We start from the raw sequence: 21,367 nt of genomic DNA on the forward strand, positions 1-21,367 counted from the left end.
CACTCCCCGAGTATAAGTCCTGTCGCCGTTGGGCTATTTTTCCCGTTCTGCTACCGGTTTACCATCGAATTATTCAACTGATTCCTGTGACCGGAGAGAATATGAAAGCCATCGCCATTACCCGCGCCGCGACCGACGGCAATAACATTGAATTTTTACAAGAGATTGACCTGCCCATGCCGGTCGCCAGCGGACATGATCTGCTGGTTGAAGTGAAAGCCATTTCCGTCAACCCCGTTGATACCAAGGTCCGCGAAGGTTTTAACGCCGATGTGCCGCGCGTACTGGGCTGGGATGCCGTTGGTGTGGTGCAGTCCGTGGGTGAAGCCGTCACCCTGTTCGCACCTGGCGATGAAGTCTGGTACGCCGGAGCGCTGGGGCGTGCGGGGAGTAACAGTGAATTTCAGTTGGTTGATGAGCGAATCACCGCGCTGAAACCGCGATCGCTGGATAACGCCTCTGCTGCGGCGCTGCCGCTGACCGCCATCACCGCCTGGGAAATGCTGTTCGACCGTCTGGGCGTTGAGGAAAATGGCAATGAAGATGATGTGTTATTGATTGTTGGCGCGGCTGGCGGCGTCGGTTCTATTCTGACGCAACTGGCCAGTAAGCTGACCAAAATGACCGTCATCGGTACCGCATCGCGTGCGGAAAGCCAAAAATGGGTACGTGAAGCGGGCGCTCATCATGTGATTGACCACAGCAAACCGTTGACGGAAGAACTGGCGCGGATAGGGATCAAGGAAGTGACGCACGTTGCCAGCCTGAACAATACCGAGCAGCACTATCAACAAATTATTGCCGCACTCGCTCCGCAAGGAAAGCTGGCGCTGATTGACGATCCGCAAACCCTTGATGCCCGCCCGCTGAAGGCCAAAAGTATTTCCCTGCACTGGGAATTTATGTTCACCCGTTCGATGTTTACCACCCACGACATCATTGCCCAGCATCAGCTATTGACCCGTGTGGCGCAGTTGATCGACGACCACACTATCCATACCACGCTGGGTGAACATTTTGGCGCGATCACTGCGGCGAATCTGCAAAAAGCTCACGCGCAAATTGAAACGGGTCGCTCGGTCGGCAAGATTGTGCTGGAGGGGTTTTAACATGTCTGATGCAGAAGTGATTTCAATTATTGCAGTACTGAAAGCCAAACCAGGGAAAATAGATGCCCTGAAACAGGCGCTACAGGCTCTCTTACTGCCCACGCGCCGGGAGGAGGGCAATATTGAGTATGCGCTGTTCCAGTTACGCGACACGCCAGATGTATTTTATGTGCGTGAATCCTGGCGCGGTCAGGCTGGCCTGGACGAACATATCGCCCTGCCGCATTTCCAGTCGTTTGTATTGCAAATGAACGATCTACTGGCCGAGCCGCTACGACTGGATTATCTGACGCCGATTGAGCCGTAATATTAATACCGTGCTCCTCTGCTGTTCGGAGGAGCACAATAAATATCAATCTGAGAATTTACTTAATTCAATAATGACTTAGTAAATAAAATAGACATGATCATTACTCTCAAGAAAACCGTGGCATTAGTCACAAAATTGACATTGAAGATATATCGTTAATATTCATTTTATTTCACAATAATAATAACCGTATAAAAACAAATCAGTCAGAAATACCCACCGATATCTACCCCTCTTACTTCCAACACACACCATAAAATAATATGAATGCAGAAATATAATTTCATAATAACAGGCATTGTTATTTTCATAGGGTCGGAGGAAATTAGTTCACTAAGGCTGTTCTGATAAAGATAGCTTTAGCCTCCCCCTGAAATTAACCATGATGATGTCAATAATGGTTAATTAGCTGTAGAGCAAAAATGGATATCGCCCAGGCGATTATAGACTTTACTGCAGGTTAGATAACCTGCAAAAAGCAACAACAAGGAATGGATCATGTCTACACCCGCTAATTTTAATGGCCAACGCCCAGTGATTGATGTCAATGACGCAGTTATGTTGCTTATCGATCATCAAAGCGGCCTGTTCCAGACCGTTGGCGATATGCCAATGACTGAACTGCGTGCAAGAGCTACGGCTCTGGCAAAAATCGCCACCTTATGCAAAATGCCGGTGATTACCACCGCCTCTGTGCCGCAGGGGCCAAACGGTCCGCTTATTCCGGAAATTCATGAGAACGCACCTCACGCACATTATGTCGCACGCAAAGGTGAAATTAACGCCTGGGACAACAAAGAGTTTGTTGCGGCGGTAAAAGCGACAGGCCGTAAGACGCTGATTATTGCTGGTACCATCACCAGTGTATGCATGGCATTCCCGGCCATCAGCGCGGTAGCAGAAGGCTATAAAGTCTTTGCCGTCATCGATGCTTCCGGTACTTACAGCAAAATGGCGCAGGAGATCACCATGGCCCGCGTCGTACAGGCTGGCGTCGTGCCGATGGATACTGCCGCGGTTGCGTCCGAACTGCAGAAAACCTGGAATCGGGAAGACGCAGCGGAATGGGCCGAAGTCTATACCAAAATCTTCCCGGCTTATCAGTTACTGATTGAAAGCTATACCAAAGCCCAGGATGTTGTGAAAAATAACGAGCTGCTGGACTCTCAGCGCACTTAACTTTTCCGATCTTCCATAAACGCCTGTTTAGTATAAGCAGGCGTTTTGTAATGCGCAGCATCAGTCCCTGTCAGCCATTACGTCCGGCCATAACCCCCCCATCGACATCCCAGACAGCACCAGTTACCCAACCCGCCTTGTCTGACAACAGGAACGCGACGGTTTCTGCCACATCACGCGGCGTACCGACCCGGCCAATCGGATGGAAGCTATCAAAGCTGCTCATCACACCTTGTACATCTTCTTTCGGGATAAATCCTTCATAGATGGGTGTATGCACGACCGCTGGCGAAACAGCGTTCACGCGAATCCCATGCGCACCCAGCTCAATAGCCAGATTTTTGGTTAACGCATGCAGACCTGCTTTGGCCATCGAATAGGCCGATGAAGGTGTCGCGCCCACCGCTTGTTGCGCCCACATTGAACCAATATTCACGATGGCGCCGTTTATATTGTCTGCCAACATATTGCGCACCACGTCGCGGGTAATGAAAAACGTCGCCCGATTGAGGCTCATATATTGCTCATAATCCTCAACCTCATGTTCAATAAACGGTTTCGGGAAAAACACGCCAGCCGCATTTACCAGCAGGCTGATATCTTTATGCTCGGCATTCAACCTGGCCATCACCTGCTGCGCTCCGGCTTCCGACATCAAATCCGCAACAATCACCGCGACATCACCCAACGTCGCCAGAGTTTGACGCGCTTGCTCTGCTTTGTCGGCGCGGTTGCCTACCAGCACCACGCTACCGCCGCCCTGGAGGATCAGTTTCGCCGTTTCGAATCCCATCCCACTGGTCCCACCCACAACTAACAATTTCTTTCCGGCAAATAATGCGCTCATCGTTAACCTCGTTTAAAGAATCCGTTGATGCGCTAAAGATGCCACTCGTTTCAGAGGTTGACGACTGAGAAGAAATAGCGCCTCAAGAAAGAAAATCTATCTCGCTGGCGTATACTGAAAACAGTTAACAAGAATGGAAAAAAGCAGATGCGTTCACTCAATCGGCTAAAATGGTTACACGCTTTTGAAGCCACCGCCCGTCATGGCAGCTTCACCGGCGCGGCGCAGGAACTGGGCGTGACGCCTGCAGCCGTTGGACAACTGGTGCGTGCGCTGGAAGATTGGGTAGGCCATCCACTGTTACATCGCACCCGCACGGGCAAAGAACGCCTCACGCTGGTCAGCGAAGCACAGGACGCATTGCGCGACATCACTCTGGGACTGGATAACCTGGAATCAGGACTCAACAAGCTGCGCGGCCGTCGGGCACGCTCAGTGGTAATTATTACCGCGTCGCAGGTCCTGGTCATGAACTGGTTGATGAGTCGTCTCAATCGTTTCTCACAAACGCATGAAAACATCGAATTACGTTTGAATGTGACGGAAAAGCTGATGGATGTCGCCCACGGCGAAGCCGATCTGGGTGTACGCTGCGGCAAAGGTGACTGGCCCGGCGTCAACAAAACCTGGTTAATGGATGAAGAAGCCGTTCTGGTCTGCAGCCCACGAATGGTACCGGTAGATAAAATCGCCTGCGGGGAATGGCTGGCCGCGCAAAAGCTGATCCACGATGACACTCCCCACCCCGGTGCTCATTTTCCTGCCTGGGATGATGTCTTGAACGCTACCCATGCCCCGACCGTCCGCGACAGTGGACTGCACATCAACTCCACTGCTGCGGTGATCCTGGCAGCAATCAGCGGTCAGGGCGTGGCTATCGTTCGCCGGGCGCTGGTTCAGCAGTTACTTACCGACGGACAACTGGTGCAACTTCACCCCGACACCCGTTGGCCGCTGACGTGGTCATACTACATCGTCACGCCGCAACACGCGGTAATGCGTCCGGAGGTGAAAGTCTTTAATGACTGGCTGATTGCGGATGTGCTGGCAGAAATCGCGGCTAACTCTGCTATGATGCCTGCACACAAATAAAACAAAACAACATGCCGAGGGAAAGATGGGTTCCACCAGAAGAGGGATGATGAACGTCCTGATTGCCGCCGTATTGTGGGGAAGTTCGGGCGTTTGTGCACAGTACATCATGGAGCAAAGTCAGATGTCATCTCAGTTCCTGACCATGACGCGTCTGATTTTCGCCGGACTTATTCTGCTGATGCTCTCTTTCGTTCACGGCGACAAAGTATTCTCCATTATCAAAAACCGCAAAGACGCGATTAGCCTGCTGATTTTCTCCGTGGTAGGCGCGCTTACCGTACAGTTGACCTTTCTGTTAACCATAGAAAAATCTAACGCCGCCACCGCGACGGTACTGCAATTTTTATCACCGACCATTATCGTGGCGTGGTTTTCCGTTGTACGTAAAGCGCGACCGGGTATTTTGGTGCTAACCGCGATCCTGACCTCGCTCATTGGCACGTTCCTGTTGGTCACCCACGGTAATCCGACGTCGCTGTCTATTTCACCTGCCGCGCTGTTCTGGGGAATTGCCTCCGCATTTGCCGCCGCGTTTTATACCACCTACCCTTCAACGCTTATCGCGCGCTACGGTACGCTGCCGGTTGTTGGCTGGAGTATGTTAATTGGCGGGATGATCCTGCTGCCGTTTTATGCCGGGCAGGGAACCAACTTTGTCGTCAATGGCAGTTTGATTCTGGCGTTTTTCTATCTCGTGGTCATCGGTACGTCACTCACGTTTAGCCTGTACCTGAAAGGTGCGCAGATGATTGGCGGCCCGAAAGCGAGCATTTTGAGCTGCGCGGAACCGCTGAGTAGCGCGTTGCTGTCTCTGCTGCTGTTAGGCATTACGTTCACCCTGCCTGACTGGCTGGGCACGATGCTGATCCTCTCATCGGTAGTGCTGATCTCAATGGACTCACGTCGCCGCGCCAGAGCGGTTTAATCCCAACCGGCGCGGCAACGGGTTAATTACCAGCCCGGAACCGCGCCGCCGTTGAAGATGGTTTCCGCCGCTTTTGCTACTTCCGGTGATTGATAAGATTGCAGGAATTCTTTCACATTTTCGGCATCTTTGTTGTCTTCCCGTGCCACCAGGATATTCACATACGGTGAGTTCTTATCTTCGATAAATACGCTGTCATGCACCGGAGAAAGTCCGGTTTGCTGGATATAAGTGGTACTGATAATCGCCACATCTACTTTCTGATCGTCCAGTACGCGTGGTAGCTGTGCGCCTTCCAGCTCCATGATATTCAGATGCCGTGGATTATCAGTAATATCCAGCGCCGTAGGCAACAGACCTGTCCCCGCTTTCAGGGTGATTAACTTTTCTTTTTGCAGCAACAACAGCGCCCGCCCAAGGTTGGTCGGATCGTTAGGTATTGCAATCGTTGCGCCGTCTTTCAGTTCCGCTATAGTTTTGATTTTCTTAGAATAACCGGCCATCGGAAAAACAAAGGTATTGCCCACCGCCACCAGCTTGTAGTTATGCGCTTTATTATCCTGTTCGAGGAACGGACGATGCTGGAAGACGTTGGCATCCAGTTCGCCATGATTAGTGGCATCGTTGGGTAATAATGAGCCACTGAAGCCCACCAGCTCAACGTCCAGCCCGTATTTCTCTTTGGCTACTTTCTTCGCGACCTCCGCCACGTCCTGCTCTGCGCCGTTAATGACGCCCACTTTGATATGTTTCGCGTCATTGCTCTGCTGATCGCACCCTGCCAGCAATAATCCCGCCAGTAATACCACCGTCCCGGCTGCAAAATGAGGTATTTTCAGTTTCACGTTTTTATCCTTTTGAAATAACCGCCTGATGAGTAATGAAATGACTATAGCGGGAAGGCCACTGCGGTTTAAAAAACGAAAAAGCATCAGCAAGAAGAAAAAAGCATAATGGAAAAAAGGATAATTAGTCAGAATGTGCCGTGAGCTCATCAATGGAAAGCCCGGTAATCATCAGCACCAGTTCACGATCGATGCCCTTCTCAAGCATGGCATGGGCGATCCGCAACGCTTCATCCTTTTTGCCTTCGAGTTTGCCTTCCAGCAATCCTGTTCTTCGCCCCGACTCACGTAAGCATTCTGCAATCGTCATTAATCTCTCCTTGTGTTGAGGAACGCGCCTGGCAACCTCACGAATAAACGCTTCAAAGCGCGGTGCGCTGCCGGACTGTACCAGGTAATTAAATAGCGTTTCTACCTGACTGTCATTAGCGTGTCCCTTAATCAGCAGGGCAACCAGTTTATCGACCAACACCATCAAATCGCGCTCACGTATATGCTTTTGGACAAGTTCCAGTAGCGCCATGCGCCGATGCTGCATAATCTCGTCATCAGATACCACCGTGATGTCTACCAGCGGGAAAGCCGCGCCATAAAGCTGCCGCGCAGTTTCTGAATCGTCAAACTCATCCAGCCAGCACAGTGAAAAAGGGTACGGGCTAGCAACGCCATGATAAAAAAGTATCGGCACCACTAGCGGCAGCGTTTTGTTTCCGGCATCAAGATGGCTCTGCATCGCGGCAATGGCATAACGCATCATCCGGAACGCCATATGCGCATCCGGCGAACTCTGGTGTTCAATCAACGCATAGATATAGCCTTTTCCAGTCCTTGTTTTTAGTGACCACAGTACATCGGAATAGCTGGCACGCAGGTCTTCCTCAATAAAACTCCCGGATTCCAGCTTCAGTGTGTTCAGATCACAATGCTCGCGTAATGACGCTGGAAGATAGGTATCAAGAAAATCCCTCGTCGTTTCTGGATGGCTTAAAAACTTTTTAAAAACCGCATCATGCGGGGTAGAAGTTGTAGGTTTTTTCATGGCGATCCGTCACCAAAAGAACAAGATGACGGAACCTTACTCGCCAGCAGCGCAACCAACATCAGGGAAACTCTTCATCTGCGAGGCGCTTTGGCGAATAAATACATACTTTTGCAATGTATTCATTTTCCGGGAATGGTGTTCGCAAAAATGCCCGGTGAAACCTAGCGCTTACCGGGCATCTTTACACCGCATCGCGCAGGCTGCGATCGTAACCAATCAGGCCGAAAAAGGGATCGTCTGTCGCCTGGTCTTCCTGAACAGGCAACAGATCGGCAACGGTTTGCACTTCGCGTTCGGACTCATCCAGTTGGCGTCCCAACAGCGTTTCGATTGCCTGACGATGCAGAAAGAATACCGGACGTCCGCGACTTTTAATCGCCAGACCGTCATTCCAGAGCTGATTTAGATCTTTACTGACCGAGTTACGCGCCAGCCCAAGATTAAAGCCGATGGCCTCCGCTGTGAACGCCGTTTCCTGCGCCAGTTGGGCAAGATTCAGTCCTCGCGGCATCCAGACCTTCCGGTCATCAAAACGTTTTCGACAAATAATGGCGCGCGGCACCGGTTTCCGGGAAGTTATCGAGGGTCATTTGCAGCTGATAGCCGTTTTTCTGATAAAACGGCAGCGCCTGGAAACTCATCGTATCCACCAGTGCATGCAGACACCCTCTCTCACGCGCGGTTTGTTCCGCCGCCTGCATCAATTTTGTGCCGTAACCGCCTTTACGCAGCGAATCATGCATCCATAAAAACTCAATGCACAGCCATTCGCCTTTAATTTTGCCGATCAACCCGCCCAGAATTTCATTGTGCTCATCGCGCCAGTACACTGCCAGGTCGCCAAAATTGGTGGTTCTGAGAAACTGGCGATTGTACGCACGCAATCCACTCAGCAGCGCGTTTTGATCGTCTTCGGTAATCGTATCGGTAATCTGTATTTGCATCCTATCCTCCTGAAAAACTACAACGTCTGGCTGATTTAGTTTTAGGCATTAACACAGGCTGATGAGTGAGTCGTATGCCGTCTACACTTACTCTTGAGATGATGCGCATAGACAACAAGGATTATTATCATGAAACGAGCCATTTTTCCGATTATTGCCGTCCTTTTAACGCTACCCGCTCTGGCGCAAGCCGACTCAGCGTATGGCGGTCTGCAGGCTGTACACGAAAAAAATACCGTGCTGAATGACTTACGTAAGATTTGCACCCCGCAAGGGTCGCCGTCAGATGAGGTGTGGGAAAAAACAATTATGGCTGATACGCGCAATCAACAGCACATTCGCGAAGCCATTCTGGCAATACAAAGAAACAATCAGAACAACTACTGGGAAGCGCTTGGCAAAGTGGAATGCCCTGATTTATAGCCATTATGTTGTAAAATGAGCACTGTAACCGGTTTCTGTATCGTAAAAACACGTATTGTTGCCAGAACAGATAAATAGCAATGGAGCAACAATATGCGATACCGTTTTCCTGAAAACTTCTGGTGGGGCAGTGCCTGCTCGGCGCTACAAACCGAAGGAGATAGCCTGAACGGCGGTAAAAGCCAGACCACGTGGGATGTGTGGTTCGACCGTCAGCCAGGTCGTTTCCATCAGGGGGTTGGCCCGGCGAACACCTCAGGCTTTTATCAGCACTGGAAACAGGACATCGCACTGCTCAAACAGCTGAAACACAACAGCTTCCGTACATCTCTGAGCTGGTCACGCCTGATCCCGGACGGCACCGGTGAGGTTAATCCTCAGGCCGTCGATTTCTATAATAACGTCATCGACGAGCTGCTGGCGCAAGGCATAACGCCATTTATCACCCTGTTCCACTTCGACATGCCGATGGTGATGCAGGAAAAAGGCGGCTGGGAAAACCGTGAAGTGGTCGAGGCGTTTGGCCGCTACGCACAGACGTGTTTCAAATTGTTCGGCAACCGTGTTAAGCACTGGTTCACCTTCAACGAGCCGATTGTTCCGGTAGAAGGTGGTTATTTGTATGACTTCCATTACCCTAACGTGGTGGATTTCAAACGTGCGGCCACCGTGGCGTACCATACCGTGCTGGCGCATGCGACGGCGGTGCGGGCGTATCGTGATGCAAACCATGACGGTGAAATTGGCGTGGTATTAAACCTGACGCCTTCGTATCCGCGCTCGCAGCATCCGGCAGATGTCAAAGCCGCGCACCATGCGGACCTGCTGTTTAACCGCAGCTTCCTCGACCCGGTGCTGAAAGGGGAATATCCAGCTGACCTGGTGGCATTGCTGAAAGAGTACGATCAGCTTCCGGCCTGCCAGCCAGGCGATGCGCAGTTGATCGCCGACGGCAAAATCGACCTGCTGGGGATTAACTATTATCAGCCGCGTCGTGTGAAATGTCGCGATACGGCAGTCAATCCGAATGCGCCGTTTATGCCGGAGTGGCTGTTTGATTACTACGAAATGCCGGGGCGTAAAATGAACCCTTACCGCGGCTGGGAAATTTATGAGCCGGGTATTTACGATATTATTACCAATCTTCGCGATAATTACGGTAACCCACGCTGCTTTATTTCAGAAAACGGTATGGGTGTAGAAAACGAACAGCGCTTTATTCAGGAAGGACAAGTTAACGACAGCTACCGTATCGAATTTGTTGCTGAGCATCTGAAATGGCTACATAAAGGCATTAGCGAAGGCTGTCATTGCCTTGGCTACCATATGTGGACCTTTATTGATAACTGGTCATGGCTCAACGGCTATAAAAACCGCTACGGTTTTGTCCAGCTGGATTTAGAAACGCAAAAACGCACGGTGAAAAAGAGCGGCGAATGGTTTGCCCATACCGCCGAAAATAATGGTTTTGATTGATTAAGTTGCCGGATGACAGTGTTGACTGAAAACGATGCGCCATCCGGCAACTGTTTTCACTGAATCCTGACCTTCATCGTAACCAGAAGCGCTGTCAGCAGCATCAGGCTGCCCGAGAGCATCAGGGGCGACAGCAGTCCGAGGTTATCAAGCGCGTAGCCTCCCACCGCAGCCCCGCAGGTATTGGCAAGCTGGATCACGGCGACCTGGACGGATCCGGCTTTTTCTGCCTGATCGGCAAGTGAGCGGGTGATCCACGTCGACCAACCAACCGGTACCAACGCAAACGCCAGCCCCCAGATTATTGCAATGCCCGCGGCAACCACTTTATCGCTACCCCACAAAATCAGGACCAGCGCGCTGAGCGCCAGCACCAGCGGCGCACCGGCCAGGGCCAATTTGACCGAGCGCTTCAGAATCACCGAAGAGAACGACGTCCCGACAAAGCTGGCGATACCAAAACTCAACAGCACCAGCGTCAGGCCATCAACATCAAAGCCCGCCAGATTCATATAGACAGGGCGAATATAGGTAAAGAAGGCGAACTGCCCGGCAAAGGACATGAAGATGGCAATCATCCCGGCCATTACTCCGGGGCGCTGCAGCAGGCTGAACATGTTTTGCTTCTGATGCGAAGGTTCGCCCGGCAGCGAAGGCAGCGCTCTCACCACCCAGATGGTACACAACACCCCCATTATCGCCGCCGCGTTAAACACGTTGCGCCAGCCGATGATGCCGCCCAAAAAGCTTCCCAACGGCGCGGCAATCACCAGCGCGATGGACACCGCGCCAAAGATCACCGACAGCGCTTTCGGCACCGTACGCGCGGGAACCAGACGCATAGTCAGCGACGCTGACATCGCCCAGAACCCGCCGAGCGCCAGCCCCAGACAGGCACGACCGATCAGCAGTAGCGTAAAAGAGTTAGCAAATGAAACCAGCAGGCAGGAAAGCGTCAGCAGAATCGAAAACAGGATCACCACGTAGCGACGATCGGTCGCCTGGATAATTTGCGTCACAAACAGGCTGGCAAACATGGCGACAAACGCCGTCACGGTCACTGATTGTCCGGCAACGCCTTCCGAAATGCCCAGATCCTGCGCCATTGGCGTCAGCAGGCTAACGGGCAGAAACTCAACGGTTATCAGGCAGGCAACACAGAACGCCACGGCGAATACCGCCGACCAGTTTGGCCGGGTATTTACCTCAGCGCGGGATTTTTGTTCAACAGCGTCACTCATTTTGTTACCTGCGTGGGGTTATTGTAGAAAAGTTACGCATTGTAACATTAAAAGTGTGACGTATTTAACGTTTTGACAACTCTCACCGCCGGATGGCGACGTCGCCTTATCCGACCTACGGCTGAGCCTCTTTGTAGGACTGATAAGCGTAGTGCCATCAGGCATCACTATCAGTGCAGCCAGTGCACGCCATCTTCAGGTTGGAAAAAGGCGTTATAGCGCATCTGGAACGCGTTAAGTTCCTGCATATCCGGCTCCATTTCACGTAGAAACCCGAGCGCCAGGCGCACCTGCGCGTCGGTGATCGGGGCGGCCAGGCGAGATTTTTGTAGCAGGCGGTGCCACTGCAGCAGGTTCTGCTCACTACCGTCGACAATGACGATTTGCCAGATTAACAATACCTGGGCGGCATTTTGCAGATGCGATTCCTCAGGGCGGTGCAGGTACTGTAAAAACGCCTCACCCTGTATTTTTCCCATCTGGTCAATCATCGATTCTACTGGTACTACATCAATACTCAGTCGCTCACTCAGACGGCGAATGGCCCGTCGTGATCCAGACGTCAGCACCCGAAAACCCACTACAAAAACAACCACCAACGTGGCCAGCATTATCCAAATCATTAATGACGATACCGCCGCTTAAACTAATTTTTCCGAAAGGGACTGACAGGCTTCGCGCACCCATTGCGAATATTGTGGAATACAATTTTTTGGCATTTGTAATTCAACGCCGCTGATACTTATTGCCGCAATCACGTCTTTATTACGGTTAAAAACCGGTGCGGCAATGCAATAGATGCCAGGAGAGTCTTCGGCGTTATCAAAGACCCAGCCTTGCTCGCGGATTCTGGCAAATTCCTTCATTAATGCTTTTTTGCTGGTAATGGTGGTTTCGGTATACCGTGGCAACACTTCCTCAGGCAACAGTTCATCGATTTTGTCCTGCGGCAACCAGGCACAAAGCGCTTTCCCCACACCGGAGCTGTGCATCGGTAATTTTTTACCAACCCAGGTCCGAATGCCAATCGGCTGGGTATTCTCCAACTTCATAAGATAAATTGGCGCGACTTCATCCAATATACCTAAGTGACAGGTCAGATCCGTTTGCTGACGCAGTTTTTCCAAAACAGGAAGTGCTGCATTACGAATATCAAATTGTTCCAACGAACGATTTCCCCATTCGTACAGCTTCAAGCCCAAAAAGAAACGTCCCTTTTCCAGGCGCAAAAGATGATGCGCAACCAGTGCATTTAGCAGGGAAGACGTGCTGCTTTTTGGTAATGCCAGATCCTGCTGAATCTGACTGAACGTCGCTCCTGGGGAGTTAAAAAGATAATTACAGATTTTTACTGTCTTATCCAATGCGGGAACAGAGGTCGTAATGTCTTGGTTCATGCGCTATTAATCTTTTTTATTCATAGACTCTGCACAGTATACCGCAATCACTTTTCTCAGGAATGCGGCTTTTTTGCACATACGCAAACTGGGCTCTATTACCTAAATTTTATACCCACAAACCCGATCCATCTCACAGTTGTTCATTTGTTCTGCAAAAAACGTTGACGAACGATTTGGATATTTGCTGTACTAACTTCAATATACAGAACATAAGTTCCATATACAGAACTAAAGGAGTGGCAATGTTGAACATTTTTAAGGGCATCTTCCCACCAGTGCCGACTATCGTTGACGAAAGCGGTGAATTGGATCGCGCAGGAATGGCAGTAATGATTGACCATGTGATTAGCAATGGTGCCGACGGAATGCTCATTCTGGGCAGTGGTGGCGAATTTTCCCATTTCTCGTCCGAACAAAGAAAGCAAATTGCAGAGTTTAGCCTGCAGCATGTTGCTGGTAGAGTTCCTGTTCTTATTGGTATCGCCTGCGCCAGCACAGCGGAAACTATCGAACTTGGAAAGCATGCTGAAAACGCGGGCGCAAAAGGAGTACTGGTAGTCAATCCTTATTATGCAAAACTCAGCGATGAGGCCCGCTTTACGCATTACAAACGAATCGCTGAAGCGCTAAGCATTCCCGTCTTCTTATATAATTTTCCAGAACTAACTGGCCAAGATATTGGTTTAAACGTTATCACTCGCCTTGCCCGCGAAGTACCAAATATCGTTGGCATTAAAGATACAATTGATAACATTAGCCACACCAGGGAAGTTATCAATCAGGTTCACTGTTTCCGCCCAGATTTTATCATTTTTAGCGGTTATGACGAATATTTGCTTGATACATTATTACTCGGTGGACATGGCGGCATTCCGGCAACATTTAACTTTGCGCCTCATATTACACGCGGAATTTATCAGGCTGTTCAGCAGAACGATCTTGCTACCGCCAAAGCACTTCAACAACAACTTGCCGGGTTATCACCTTTATATGCCTTAGAACAACCGTTCTTTGCCGTTATCAAGACCGCCATTAAATTAAGTGGCGTGGATATATCAACTGCAGTTGTCCCGCCAGCATTACCGTTAAATGAAGAAAAAAGAGAACAGGTTAAAAATATTTTATCCCGTATTGCGGTATAAACCAGCATGAGAGCAAAGATAATGAACATCAACCCTGTATTAAAATTGAATCCCAAAGATGATGTGGTTATCGCAAGGCAGGCTGTCCCCGCAGGCACCCGGCTTGAAGAAGAGCACATTACGGTACTCAGTGATATTCCCGCAGGGCATAAAATCGCCCTGCATGCACTGAGAGTTGGCGATGCGGTCAGACGTTATGGGCAAATTATTGGCTTCGCAACTCAGCCCATTAAGCCTGGCGAACACATCCACATGCATAATTTGGGAATGGGTGACTTCGAACGCGACTATGCCTGGGGCGAAGATTGCCATTCACCCTCCCCAGCCCCTCAACAGGATACCTTTATGGGTATCCGACGCGCCGATGGTCGTGCAGCTACACGTAATTACATCGGTATTTTAAGCTCCGTAAACTGTAGTGCCACGGTCGTAAGAGCTATTGAGGATCACTTCCGTCTGCAGGGTCTTGCAGATTACCCGAATGTTGATGGCGTGGTGTCATTACCACAAAGTTTTGGCTGTGCTATTGGCTCTAAAAGTGAATCAATGGACGTTATGAGACGTACGATGGCCGGTTATGCCACTCATGCCAACTTTGCCGGAGTAATCATCGTTGGACTGGGATGCGAATCCAGTCAAATTAAAGACATGATGAACGCCCATGGACTGGCCGATGGCCCAATGATGCACAGTTATACCATTCAGGATGTGGGCGGTACACGTCACGCCATTGAGAAAGGAATTTCCCTGGTTAACCAAATGTTGCCCGTTGCTAACCAGGTAACACGCCAACCTATCCCGGCATCAGAAATCATACTCGCGCTGGAGTGTGGCGGTTCCGACAGCTATTCCGGGATCTCAGCCAATCCAGCTCTGGGCTATGCGGTAGATAAACTGGTGCAACAAGGCGGAACAGCGATTTTATCTGAAACCTCCGAAATTTATGGTGCAGAACATCTTCTTACCCGCCGCGCCGTTTCTCGCGAGATTGGTGAAAAGCTCATTGCCCGTATTCACTGGTGGGAAGAGTATTGCCGCCGCACCGGAAGCGAAATGAACAACAACCCCTCGGCGGGTAACAAAGTCGGCGGACTGACGACAATTCTGGAGAAATCACTTGGTGGTATTGCGAAAGCGGGTACAACCAATCTGACAGAAGTGTATGAGTATGCTGAACCGGTAACTGCGAAAGGTTTTGTCTTTATGGATACCCCTGGATATGACCCTATTGCCGTCACGGGGCAAATCGCCGGAGGAGCAAATCTTCTGTGTTTCACCACAGGCCGCGGTTCTGCCTTTGGTTCCAAGCCAACCCCAAGTTTGAAGCTGGCTACCAATAATGCGCTTTGGCAACGCCAACAGGAGGATATGGATATTAATTGCGGAACCATTGTCGAGGGGGAAGAATCCATTGCAGAAGTCGGTGAACGTATCTACCAGATGATCCTTGAAATGGCATCAGGTAAAAAAACGAAGAGTGAGGAATTTGGCTATGGCAGTCAAGAATTCGTCCCATGGACTGTTGGCTCCATAATGTAACACTCCACAAGATAACAATACCTCGTACCGCCATACTCATTATGAGTATGGCAAGGAGCCCTTATGTCTATTGTTAACGTAAATACTGAAGAAGAAAAATTAAAGGCAACAACAGTAAGGTGGCGCATATTTATTATTATGCTCTTATTAGGTGCTATTAACTATATTGACCGCACCTCTCTTTCTATTGCCATGCCTTATATTACAGATGAATTTGGTATTACCGATACTCGCGTTGTTGGTGTGATTCATAGTGCCTTTTTCTGGGCTTATGCATTAATGCAAATTCCTAGTGGGGTCATTGCTGATAAATTCAAAGCCAGAAATATCATTGCTCTGGCCACTATCTTATGGGGAGCATTTCAAGCCATAGCGGCTCTGTGTCACTCCATTTTCACCCTTTCACTTTCTCGTCTGGGGTTAGGCGTCACTGAATCTCCAATCATGCCCGCCGGCGCGAAGTTAATGGGCACATGGTTAACGCCAACCGAACGTGGACGTGGTTCGATGCTACTTGATGGCGGCGCGCCATTGGGTACGGCGCTGGGTGCGGTGATCATCGCCGGACTTATTGCCTTTTTCGACTCATGGCGTATGGCATTCGTGGTGGCTGGTGTGGGAACAATGATTGTCGGTTTACTGGCCTGGTGGTACATCCGCACTTATCCATCAGAACACCCCAGCATCAATAAAGCTGAACTAGACTATATTGTTGCGGCAAACGGTGCTGAAACCAGTAGCAAGAAATACCGTCTGGCCGATATCAAACCTTACCTGAAACAACGTAATGTGATTGCACTTATCTGTGGCTGGGTCTGCTATAGCTTCGTGTTCTATGGCCTGATGACATGGCTACCGCTCTATTTCCAGGCCTCCTACGGTTTTGATATCAAATCGATGGGCGGAGCAATGGCGCTGATCTTCCTGCTGTGTTTTGTCGGCCAACTGACTGGCGGCTACATTATGGATAAATGGCGCAGCAAAGGGGCAAAAACAAGCCGCGTTATGCATACGATGTTGGCGATTTCGGCTACCACCGCTGGTGTAGGTATTTTCCTTTGCGCACAAAGCTCGACGCCAGCCGTCGCAATTACCTTGCTCACTATTGCCCTTTTTCCCCTGCGATGGGCCAGCGTTTACTGGTCAATACCCGGACTGCTGGGCGCACAATCAGTTGCAGGCACCATTTGTGGAACTATGAACTTCACCAGTAACTTGTTCGCAGCCATCCTGCCTATTTTTATCGGTTTCCTGGTGCAATCCACGGGGAACTATTACGCAGCGATGATGTTCTTTGCGCTGGCTGCGGTGGGTTATCTCATCTGCTCGTTGCTGATCAACTTTGATAAAAAAATGGTCATTACCGACGAATAGTCCACCTGAATCTGGCCCGTTTACGGGCCATCTTTCAACATCAGGAACGATGTATGTTCAATTCAGAGAATTTCATTGCCGTAGACTGGGGCTCAACTAACCTGCGCATTTGGGTCTATCAACATAATCAATGTGTCTGGCAACACGCCAGTCAGAATGGGGTACTCAAACATCAACCAGGTGTATTCAAAGACACCTGGCTCACACTGCTCAGTTTGTGTCCCCGGCCATTAAGCAAAGATACAACCGTCATAATGAGCGGAATGGTGGGCAGTAATATCGGGTGGGTAGATAGCCACTATTTACATTGTCCAACCCCGTTAAGTGCATTATCACAGCATCTAACAAAGGTTGAAGATGCCGGCCCTTTTCCCACTTTCATCGTTCCAGGCCTGCAAATTACCGGGCCAGAAAACTACAACGTCATGCGTGGAGAGGAAACTCAGCTTTTTGGCGCCTTAGCTGATGAGAACTGGTACGTATTCCCTGGAACACACAGCAAATGGGTGCAGGTACAAGAGAGTAACGTCTGCGATTTTCAAACCATCATGACTGGCGAGTTTTTCCACTTACTTTCACGTTACTCCATCGTTGGAAAAAACGCCGGGGAACAAAACACGAACGAACAGGCTTTTTTAGCAGGAGCCGAACGCGGCTGGCAGGAAACATGTTTATCCCGCAGCCTATTTGATCTGAGAGCCCGAATACTCACCCATGCGTTGTTACCTGATTCGCTTTACGAATCTCTGTCAGGGTTATTGATTGGCCATGAAATAGCACAAATGCTACAGCATTATGCCATTAACACTGAAGAAGAAGTCATTCTGGTGGGCAATGACGATTTGCTCAGCCGCTATCAACGCCTGTTTCATCATTTCGGTTATCGCTGTCGGCTCTGTAATGGTGAAAACGCATTTGTTAATGGTATCAGGAGACTTTTAAATGAATAGTCGTAACCCTTTGGTCGCTATTTTACGTGGGGTGAAGCCCGATGAAGTGCTGGCCCATATTGATGCACTTATTACAGCCGGATTCAGCACAATAGAAATACCGCTGAATTCACCAGACTGGCAACGTAGTATTGCTCTTGCCGTGGAACATTATGGTCATACGGTAAAAATCGGTGCCGGAACGGTCACCAATGTCAGTGATGTCAGCACACTCTCTTCGCTGGGATGTGCATTTATCCTTACGCCCAACACCGATCCGGAAGTAATTGATACTGCGCGAGCGGCCAAAATGACGACCTGCATCGGCTGCCAAACAGTCAGCGAAGCATTTGTTGCATTCCGGCATGGCGCGGACGGATTGAAAATTTTCCCTGCGGGGGAACTGGGACCGGATTACATCCGGGCATTAAAAGCCGTTTTGCCTCCTCAAGTCCCTTTGTATGCCGTGGGCGGAATTAGGCCAGACAATTTGTCCCATTACCTGAAGGCAGGTTGTTTCGGTGCCGGCTTAGGCAGCGATCTGTATCGTGCCGGACAATCTATCCACCAAACAGCCGCAAATGCGAAGGCATTTATCGAGGCTTATAATACCTTCTGTCAGTCTCAGGCATAAAAAAGCCCGCCATTATGGCGGGCAAAAGTTACCAATGCACACTTAACTCAAGCAACTTTCAATTGTTGAATCTTTTTCTCGCGGCGAATTTTACGTTCTTCAAACACGGCCACGATGGCCATCAGGCAGATACAGCCAATGGCGGCGGTATCCAGCGCGGCAAAGGTGCCTGCCCAGCCGGTGAGGCCGAAAATCGGTGTGCCGTCGGCGATCATCCCGAGACCCAGCTTGGCAAAGCTGTCGCCAATCAGGTAGGCGAAGGTGCCTTTAATGCCATCGGCCGCGCCGATCGCTTTTTTCGGTACAAATCCGACGGCGGCCACGCCGATTAACAGCTGCGGACCGAACACCAGGAAGCCGAGGGCAAACAGCGACGCCAGATAGACGTACTGGTTGCTGGCGTGCTGGTATACGCCGAGCGTGGCGATAATGAGTGCCAGCGCCACGCAAGCCACCAGCGCGCGACGACCGTTAGCGAGATCGGAGAGCCAGCCCCACAGCAGCGTGCCGACCAGCGCGCCCACTTCAAACAGGGTAAAACCCTGAATCGCCACTTCTTTGGAGAGCTTCAGCTCCTGGAAGGCGTAGACGGTGGACCACTGGTCGATACCGATACGCACCACGTACAGGAAGATGTTCGAGAAACATAGCAGCCAGATCACTTTGTTTTTCAGCACGTACTCAACAAAGATCTGCCATTTGGTCATCTCATTTTCTTCGGTCTCTTTGTCCTCTTCGCTGATCTCCTCGCCGAACAGCTCTTCGGCTTTACCGAGGCCATAAGATTCCGGGGAGTCGCTGCCGTAGCGCAGGCCGATAAAACCGACAATCAGGGCAATAATTGACGGGAAGATAAACATACCGATGACGTGGCCGTCGAACAGGTAATTCGCGCCGAACAGCGCTACGCCCGCCGCCCCCGCGCCGCCGAGGTTGTGGGAGATATTCCACATGCCGAGGTAGGAACCGCGCTTACGGCGCGGCGTCCACTTGGTGATGGTGGAATAGCTGCACGAGCCGCCGGTGCTCTGGAAGAAGCCGCTCAGCGCGTAGAAAGCGATCATCAGGAACAGGCTGGTTGACCCCGCGCCCATGCTGGCGCTGAAGCCAAGCATACAGATGGCGGAGAGGATCAGCATAAACGGCAGGAACTGCTTGGTATTTTTGCCGTCCGCGTAGTAGGAAACCACGGTTTTACCCACACCGTAGGTGATGGAGAATCCCAGGCCAATCATCCCCAGCTGCGTCATGCTCAGCCCGTAGGTGGAGATCATGTCGTTCTGCGCGATGTTGAAGTTCTTGCGGATCAAGTACATGGTCAGGTAGCCGATAAAGACCACCAGATAGGACTGCATGAACGGTTTGAACCACATTTTGCGCCGCACATCGAGCGGCAGATCCAGGGTCGGCTTGCGCACCTGGTTGAGAAAGGCCAGCATTTGACACTCCCGAGCTGATTTTTTTACCTGCGAATGGCAGGCATTGTAAAAATCAGCCGGGAGACACGCCTGAGACAGCGTCCAGGTGAAACCGGGAAAATTTCTTAGTTTTACGCCACTCGGGGCAAAAAGGTGAGGTGCATCACGCTTCGTTGAGATCGCGCGGTGCCTGGGCGTTTAAGAACGGCAGCAACAGCAGTGCTGAGATGCCGGCCGCGATGGCGATCACCACAAAGAATCCGCTCCAGTGCCAGACTTCCATCACCTTCGCCAGCGGCCAGCCGGAGAGCGATGCCCCCAGATAAGCAAACAGGCCGACAAAGCCGGTCGCTGCGCCCGCCGCCTCCTTGTGCGAGCACTCCGCCGCCGCCATGCCAATCAACATCTGCGGGCCAAAGACGAAGAAGCCGGTGGTGAAAAAGCACGCCGCCTGCATCACGTAGCTGGCGAATGGCATCAACCATAGCGAGCCCACGGAGAGCAAAATTCCGGCGGCGAAAATCAGGTTCATCGGCCCACGATTGCCGTTGAATAGCTTGTCCGAGCCCCAACCTGCAACCAGCGCGCCGATAAAGCCGCCCAGCTCGAACATGGTCACGGCGGTATTGGCAGTGACCAAATCGACGCCGAGTGTCTCCGACATATACAGATTGCCCCAGTCGTTGATCGCCGCGCGCACCACGTACACCAGCACATAGCACAGCGACAACAGCCAAATATATGGATTAAGCAACACATATTTGGTGAGGATCTCTTTACGAGTTAACCCCGCGCCCTCCTGCTGCTGGGCAATTTCCAATTCATCGTGCCGCCAGTCGCCAATCGGCGGCAGACCAATCGCCTGCGGCCTGTCGCGCAGCCGCCAGCACAGAAAAACGCCCACCACAATCGCCAGCGTCCCGGCAATCATCATCCCGGCGCGCCAGCCGTAATGCAGCGCCGCCGCCGCCATGACGATCGGAATCAGCGCGCCGCCGACGTTGTGCGCGGTGTTCCAGATAGCCCACCAGCCGCCGCGCTCGTTGCGCGAATACCACGCGGTGAGCAGACGGGCGCACACCGGCGCGCCCCAGCCCTGGAAGAAGGCGTTCAGCGCCCACAGTACGGCAAAGGCCCAGACCGAGGTTGAGAAGCCGAACAGGATGTTAACCACGCCGGTGGCGATAAGCCCGATACCCATAAAATAGCGGGCGTTGGAGCGATCGCTAACAATACCGGAGACAAATTTCGACAGCCCGTAGGTGATGTAAAACAGCGTCGCCAGCAGGCCAATATCGCTGCGGGTCAGCACACCGCTGGTGATAATTTCCGGCACCGCGGCGTTAAAGCTTTTGCGCGTGAAATAAAACAGCGCGTAGCCGAGCCAGATAGTCAGCAAAATATGCCGCCGCCAGTAACGGTAGCGGGCGTCCACTTCCTGCTTGTCGGTGATAAGCGGCGCGCTGGCCGGAGCTTTTAAAAACTGAAACATGGC

The 21,367-nt window shown here is 51.1% G+C and carries 21 protein-coding genes and 1 pseudogene; 12 read left to right on the top strand and 10 right to left on the bottom strand.

The window, feature by feature from the left end; translation table 11 throughout:
* The first annotated feature begins 101 nt into the window (after positions 1-101).
* The 3 genes from FDX14_RS05525 (at position 102) to FDX14_RS05535 (ending at position 2,598) form a co-directional block, all read left to right on the top strand.
* Positions 102-1,109, top strand: a complete 1,008-nt coding sequence (locus tag FDX14_RS05525) for a zinc-binding alcohol dehydrogenase family protein (RefSeq protein ID WP_061380884.1) — start codon at positions 102-104, stop codon at positions 1,107-1,109.
* Position 1,110: 1 nt separating this feature from the next.
* Entirely contained in the window at positions 1,111-1,416 is a 306-nt protein-coding gene (locus FDX14_RS05530) for a putative quinol monooxygenase (protein ID WP_042311525.1), read from the top strand.
* 501 nt (positions 1,417-1,917) lie between these two features.
* Positions 1,918-2,598: a hydrolase gene (locus tag FDX14_RS05535; RefSeq protein ID WP_042311522.1), complete on the top strand. Its 681-nt coding sequence runs from the start codon at positions 1,918-1,920 to the stop codon at positions 2,596-2,598.
* Between the two features lie 70 nt (positions 2,599-2,668).
* On the opposite strand, the gene FDX14_RS05540 is transcribed toward FDX14_RS05535, so the two are convergent.
* Positions 2,669-3,445 carry an SDR family NAD(P)-dependent oxidoreductase gene (locus FDX14_RS05540; RefSeq protein ID WP_079225796.1) on the bottom strand — a complete coding sequence of 259 codons (777 nt, stop codon included), beginning with the start codon at positions 3,443-3,445 and terminating at the stop codon, positions 2,669-2,671.
* A 147-nt stretch (positions 3,446-3,592) separates the two neighbouring features.
* Here FDX14_RS05540 and FDX14_RS05545 point away from each other — a divergent pair, with 147 nt between their 5' ends.
* On the top strand, positions 3,593-4,537 hold the full coding sequence (locus tag FDX14_RS05545) for a LysR substrate-binding domain-containing protein (RefSeq protein ID WP_042311518.1): 945 nt from the start codon (positions 3,593-3,595) through the stop codon (positions 4,535-4,537).
* Positions 4,538-4,562: 25 nt separating this feature from the next.
* Positions 4,563-5,465 carry a carboxylate/amino acid/amine transporter gene (locus tag FDX14_RS05550; protein ID WP_038635581.1) on the top strand — a complete coding sequence of 301 codons (903 nt, stop codon included), beginning with the start codon at positions 4,563-4,565 and terminating at the stop codon, positions 5,463-5,465.
* A gap of 26 nt (positions 5,466-5,491) precedes the next feature.
* Here FDX14_RS05550 and nlpA read toward each other — a convergent pair whose 3' ends face one another.
* The 4 genes and pseudogenes from nlpA to FDX14_RS05570 all read right to left on the bottom strand — a co-directional run bounded on the left by nlpA (position 5,492) and on the right by FDX14_RS05570 (position 8,296).
* Complete coding sequence (nlpA, locus tag FDX14_RS05555; protein ID WP_042311515.1) at positions 5,492-6,310, bottom strand: lipoprotein NlpA; 819 nt, start codon at positions 6,308-6,310, stop codon at positions 5,492-5,494.
* A gap of 124 nt (positions 6,311-6,434) precedes the next feature.
* Positions 6,435-7,349 carry an Rpn family recombination-promoting nuclease/putative transposase gene (locus FDX14_RS05560; RefSeq protein ID WP_042311513.1) on the bottom strand — a complete coding sequence of 305 codons (915 nt, stop codon included), beginning with the start codon at positions 7,347-7,349 and terminating at the stop codon, positions 6,435-6,437.
* A 187-nt stretch (positions 7,350-7,536) separates the two neighbouring features.
* Positions 7,537-7,863: pseudogene (locus tag FDX14_RS05565) on the bottom strand (transcriptional regulator); the annotation flags it as partial.
* A 16-nt stretch (positions 7,864-7,879) separates the two neighbouring features.
* A complete protein-coding gene (locus tag FDX14_RS05570) occupies positions 7,880-8,296 on the bottom strand; it encodes a GNAT family N-acetyltransferase (protein WP_061380876.1) in 417 nt (138 codons plus the stop codon).
* A gap of 129 nt (positions 8,297-8,425) precedes the next feature.
* On the opposite strand from FDX14_RS05570, the gene FDX14_RS05575 reads away from it, so the two are divergent.
* Together FDX14_RS05575 and gmuD are read left to right on the top strand one after the other, a co-directional pair.
* Positions 8,426-8,719, top strand: coding sequence for a YicS family protein (locus FDX14_RS05575; RefSeq protein WP_023183846.1), 294 nt, complete (start codon positions 8,426-8,428; stop codon positions 8,717-8,719).
* Positions 8,720-8,812: 93 nt separating this feature from the next.
* A complete protein-coding gene (gmuD, locus tag FDX14_RS05580) occupies positions 8,813-10,195 on the top strand; it encodes a 6-phospho-beta-glucosidase GmuD (RefSeq protein ID WP_137349158.1) in 1,383 nt (460 codons plus the stop codon).
* 56 nt (positions 10,196-10,251) lie between these two features.
* On the opposite strand, the gene nepI is transcribed toward gmuD, so the two are convergent.
* The 3 genes from nepI to FDX14_RS05595 form a co-directional block, all read right to left on the bottom strand.
* Positions 10,252-11,436, bottom strand: coding sequence for a purine ribonucleoside efflux pump NepI (gene nepI, locus FDX14_RS05585; RefSeq protein ID WP_137349159.1), 1,185 nt, complete (start codon positions 11,434-11,436; stop codon positions 10,252-10,254).
* A 170-nt stretch (positions 11,437-11,606) separates the two neighbouring features.
* On the bottom strand, positions 11,607-12,059 hold the full coding sequence (locus FDX14_RS05590; RefSeq protein ID WP_137349160.1) for a DUF1198 family protein: 453 nt from the start codon (positions 12,057-12,059) through the stop codon (positions 11,607-11,609).
* Between the two features lie 18 nt (positions 12,060-12,077).
* Complete coding sequence (locus tag FDX14_RS05595; protein ID WP_042311500.1) at positions 12,078-12,833, bottom strand: IclR family transcriptional regulator; 756 nt, start codon at positions 12,831-12,833, stop codon at positions 12,078-12,080.
* 245 nt (positions 12,834-13,078) lie between these two features.
* Here FDX14_RS05595 and FDX14_RS05600 point away from each other — a divergent pair, with 245 nt between their 5' ends.
* From FDX14_RS05600 to FDX14_RS05620, 5 genes are all read left to right on the top strand, one after another.
* Positions 13,079-13,978 (top strand): dihydrodipicolinate synthase family protein, encoded by a 900-nt coding sequence (locus FDX14_RS05600; protein WP_042311498.1) that lies wholly within the window; start codon positions 13,079-13,081, stop codon positions 13,976-13,978.
* A gap of 21 nt (positions 13,979-13,999) precedes the next feature.
* Positions 14,000-15,517, top strand: coding sequence for a UxaA family hydrolase (locus tag FDX14_RS05605; protein ID WP_170973571.1), 1,518 nt, complete (start codon positions 14,000-14,002; stop codon positions 15,515-15,517).
* A 63-nt stretch (positions 15,518-15,580) separates the two neighbouring features.
* The gene (locus FDX14_RS05610) at positions 15,581-16,891 is read left to right on the top strand and encodes an MFS transporter (protein WP_137349161.1); all 1,311 of its coding nucleotides are present in this window, start codon (positions 15,581-15,583) and stop codon (positions 16,889-16,891) included.
* Between the two features lie 53 nt (positions 16,892-16,944).
* Positions 16,945-17,841, top strand: coding sequence for a 2-dehydro-3-deoxygalactonokinase (locus tag FDX14_RS05615; protein WP_137349162.1), 897 nt, complete (start codon positions 16,945-16,947; stop codon positions 17,839-17,841).
* Positions 17,834-18,454: a 2-dehydro-3-deoxy-6-phosphogalactonate aldolase gene (locus FDX14_RS05620; RefSeq protein ID WP_042311490.1), complete on the top strand. Its 621-nt coding sequence runs from the start codon at positions 17,834-17,836 to the stop codon at positions 18,452-18,454. The genes FDX14_RS05615 and FDX14_RS05620 overlap by 8 nt, the downstream gene beginning before the upstream one ends.
* A 47-nt stretch (positions 18,455-18,501) precedes the next feature.
* Here the strand turns inward: FDX14_RS05620 and uhpT are convergent, their stop codons facing one another.
* Positions 18,502-19,893 carry a hexose-6-phosphate:phosphate antiporter UhpT gene (gene uhpT / locus FDX14_RS05625; protein ID WP_038635654.1) on the bottom strand — a complete coding sequence of 464 codons (1,392 nt, stop codon included), beginning with the start codon at positions 19,891-19,893 and terminating at the stop codon, positions 18,502-18,504.
* Between the two features lie 142 nt (positions 19,894-20,035).
* Positions 20,036-21,364: an MFS transporter gene (locus tag FDX14_RS05630; protein WP_042311488.1), complete on the bottom strand. Its 1,329-nt coding sequence runs from the start codon at positions 21,362-21,364 to the stop codon at positions 20,036-20,038.
* Between the last annotated feature and the right edge of the window lie 3 nt (positions 21,365-21,367).

The organism is Citrobacter sp. wls710 (genome assembly GCF_005281115.1).
In the GTDB taxonomy this organism is placed as follows: Bacteria; Pseudomonadota; Gammaproteobacteria; order Enterobacterales; family Enterobacteriaceae; genus Citrobacter; species Citrobacter werkmanii.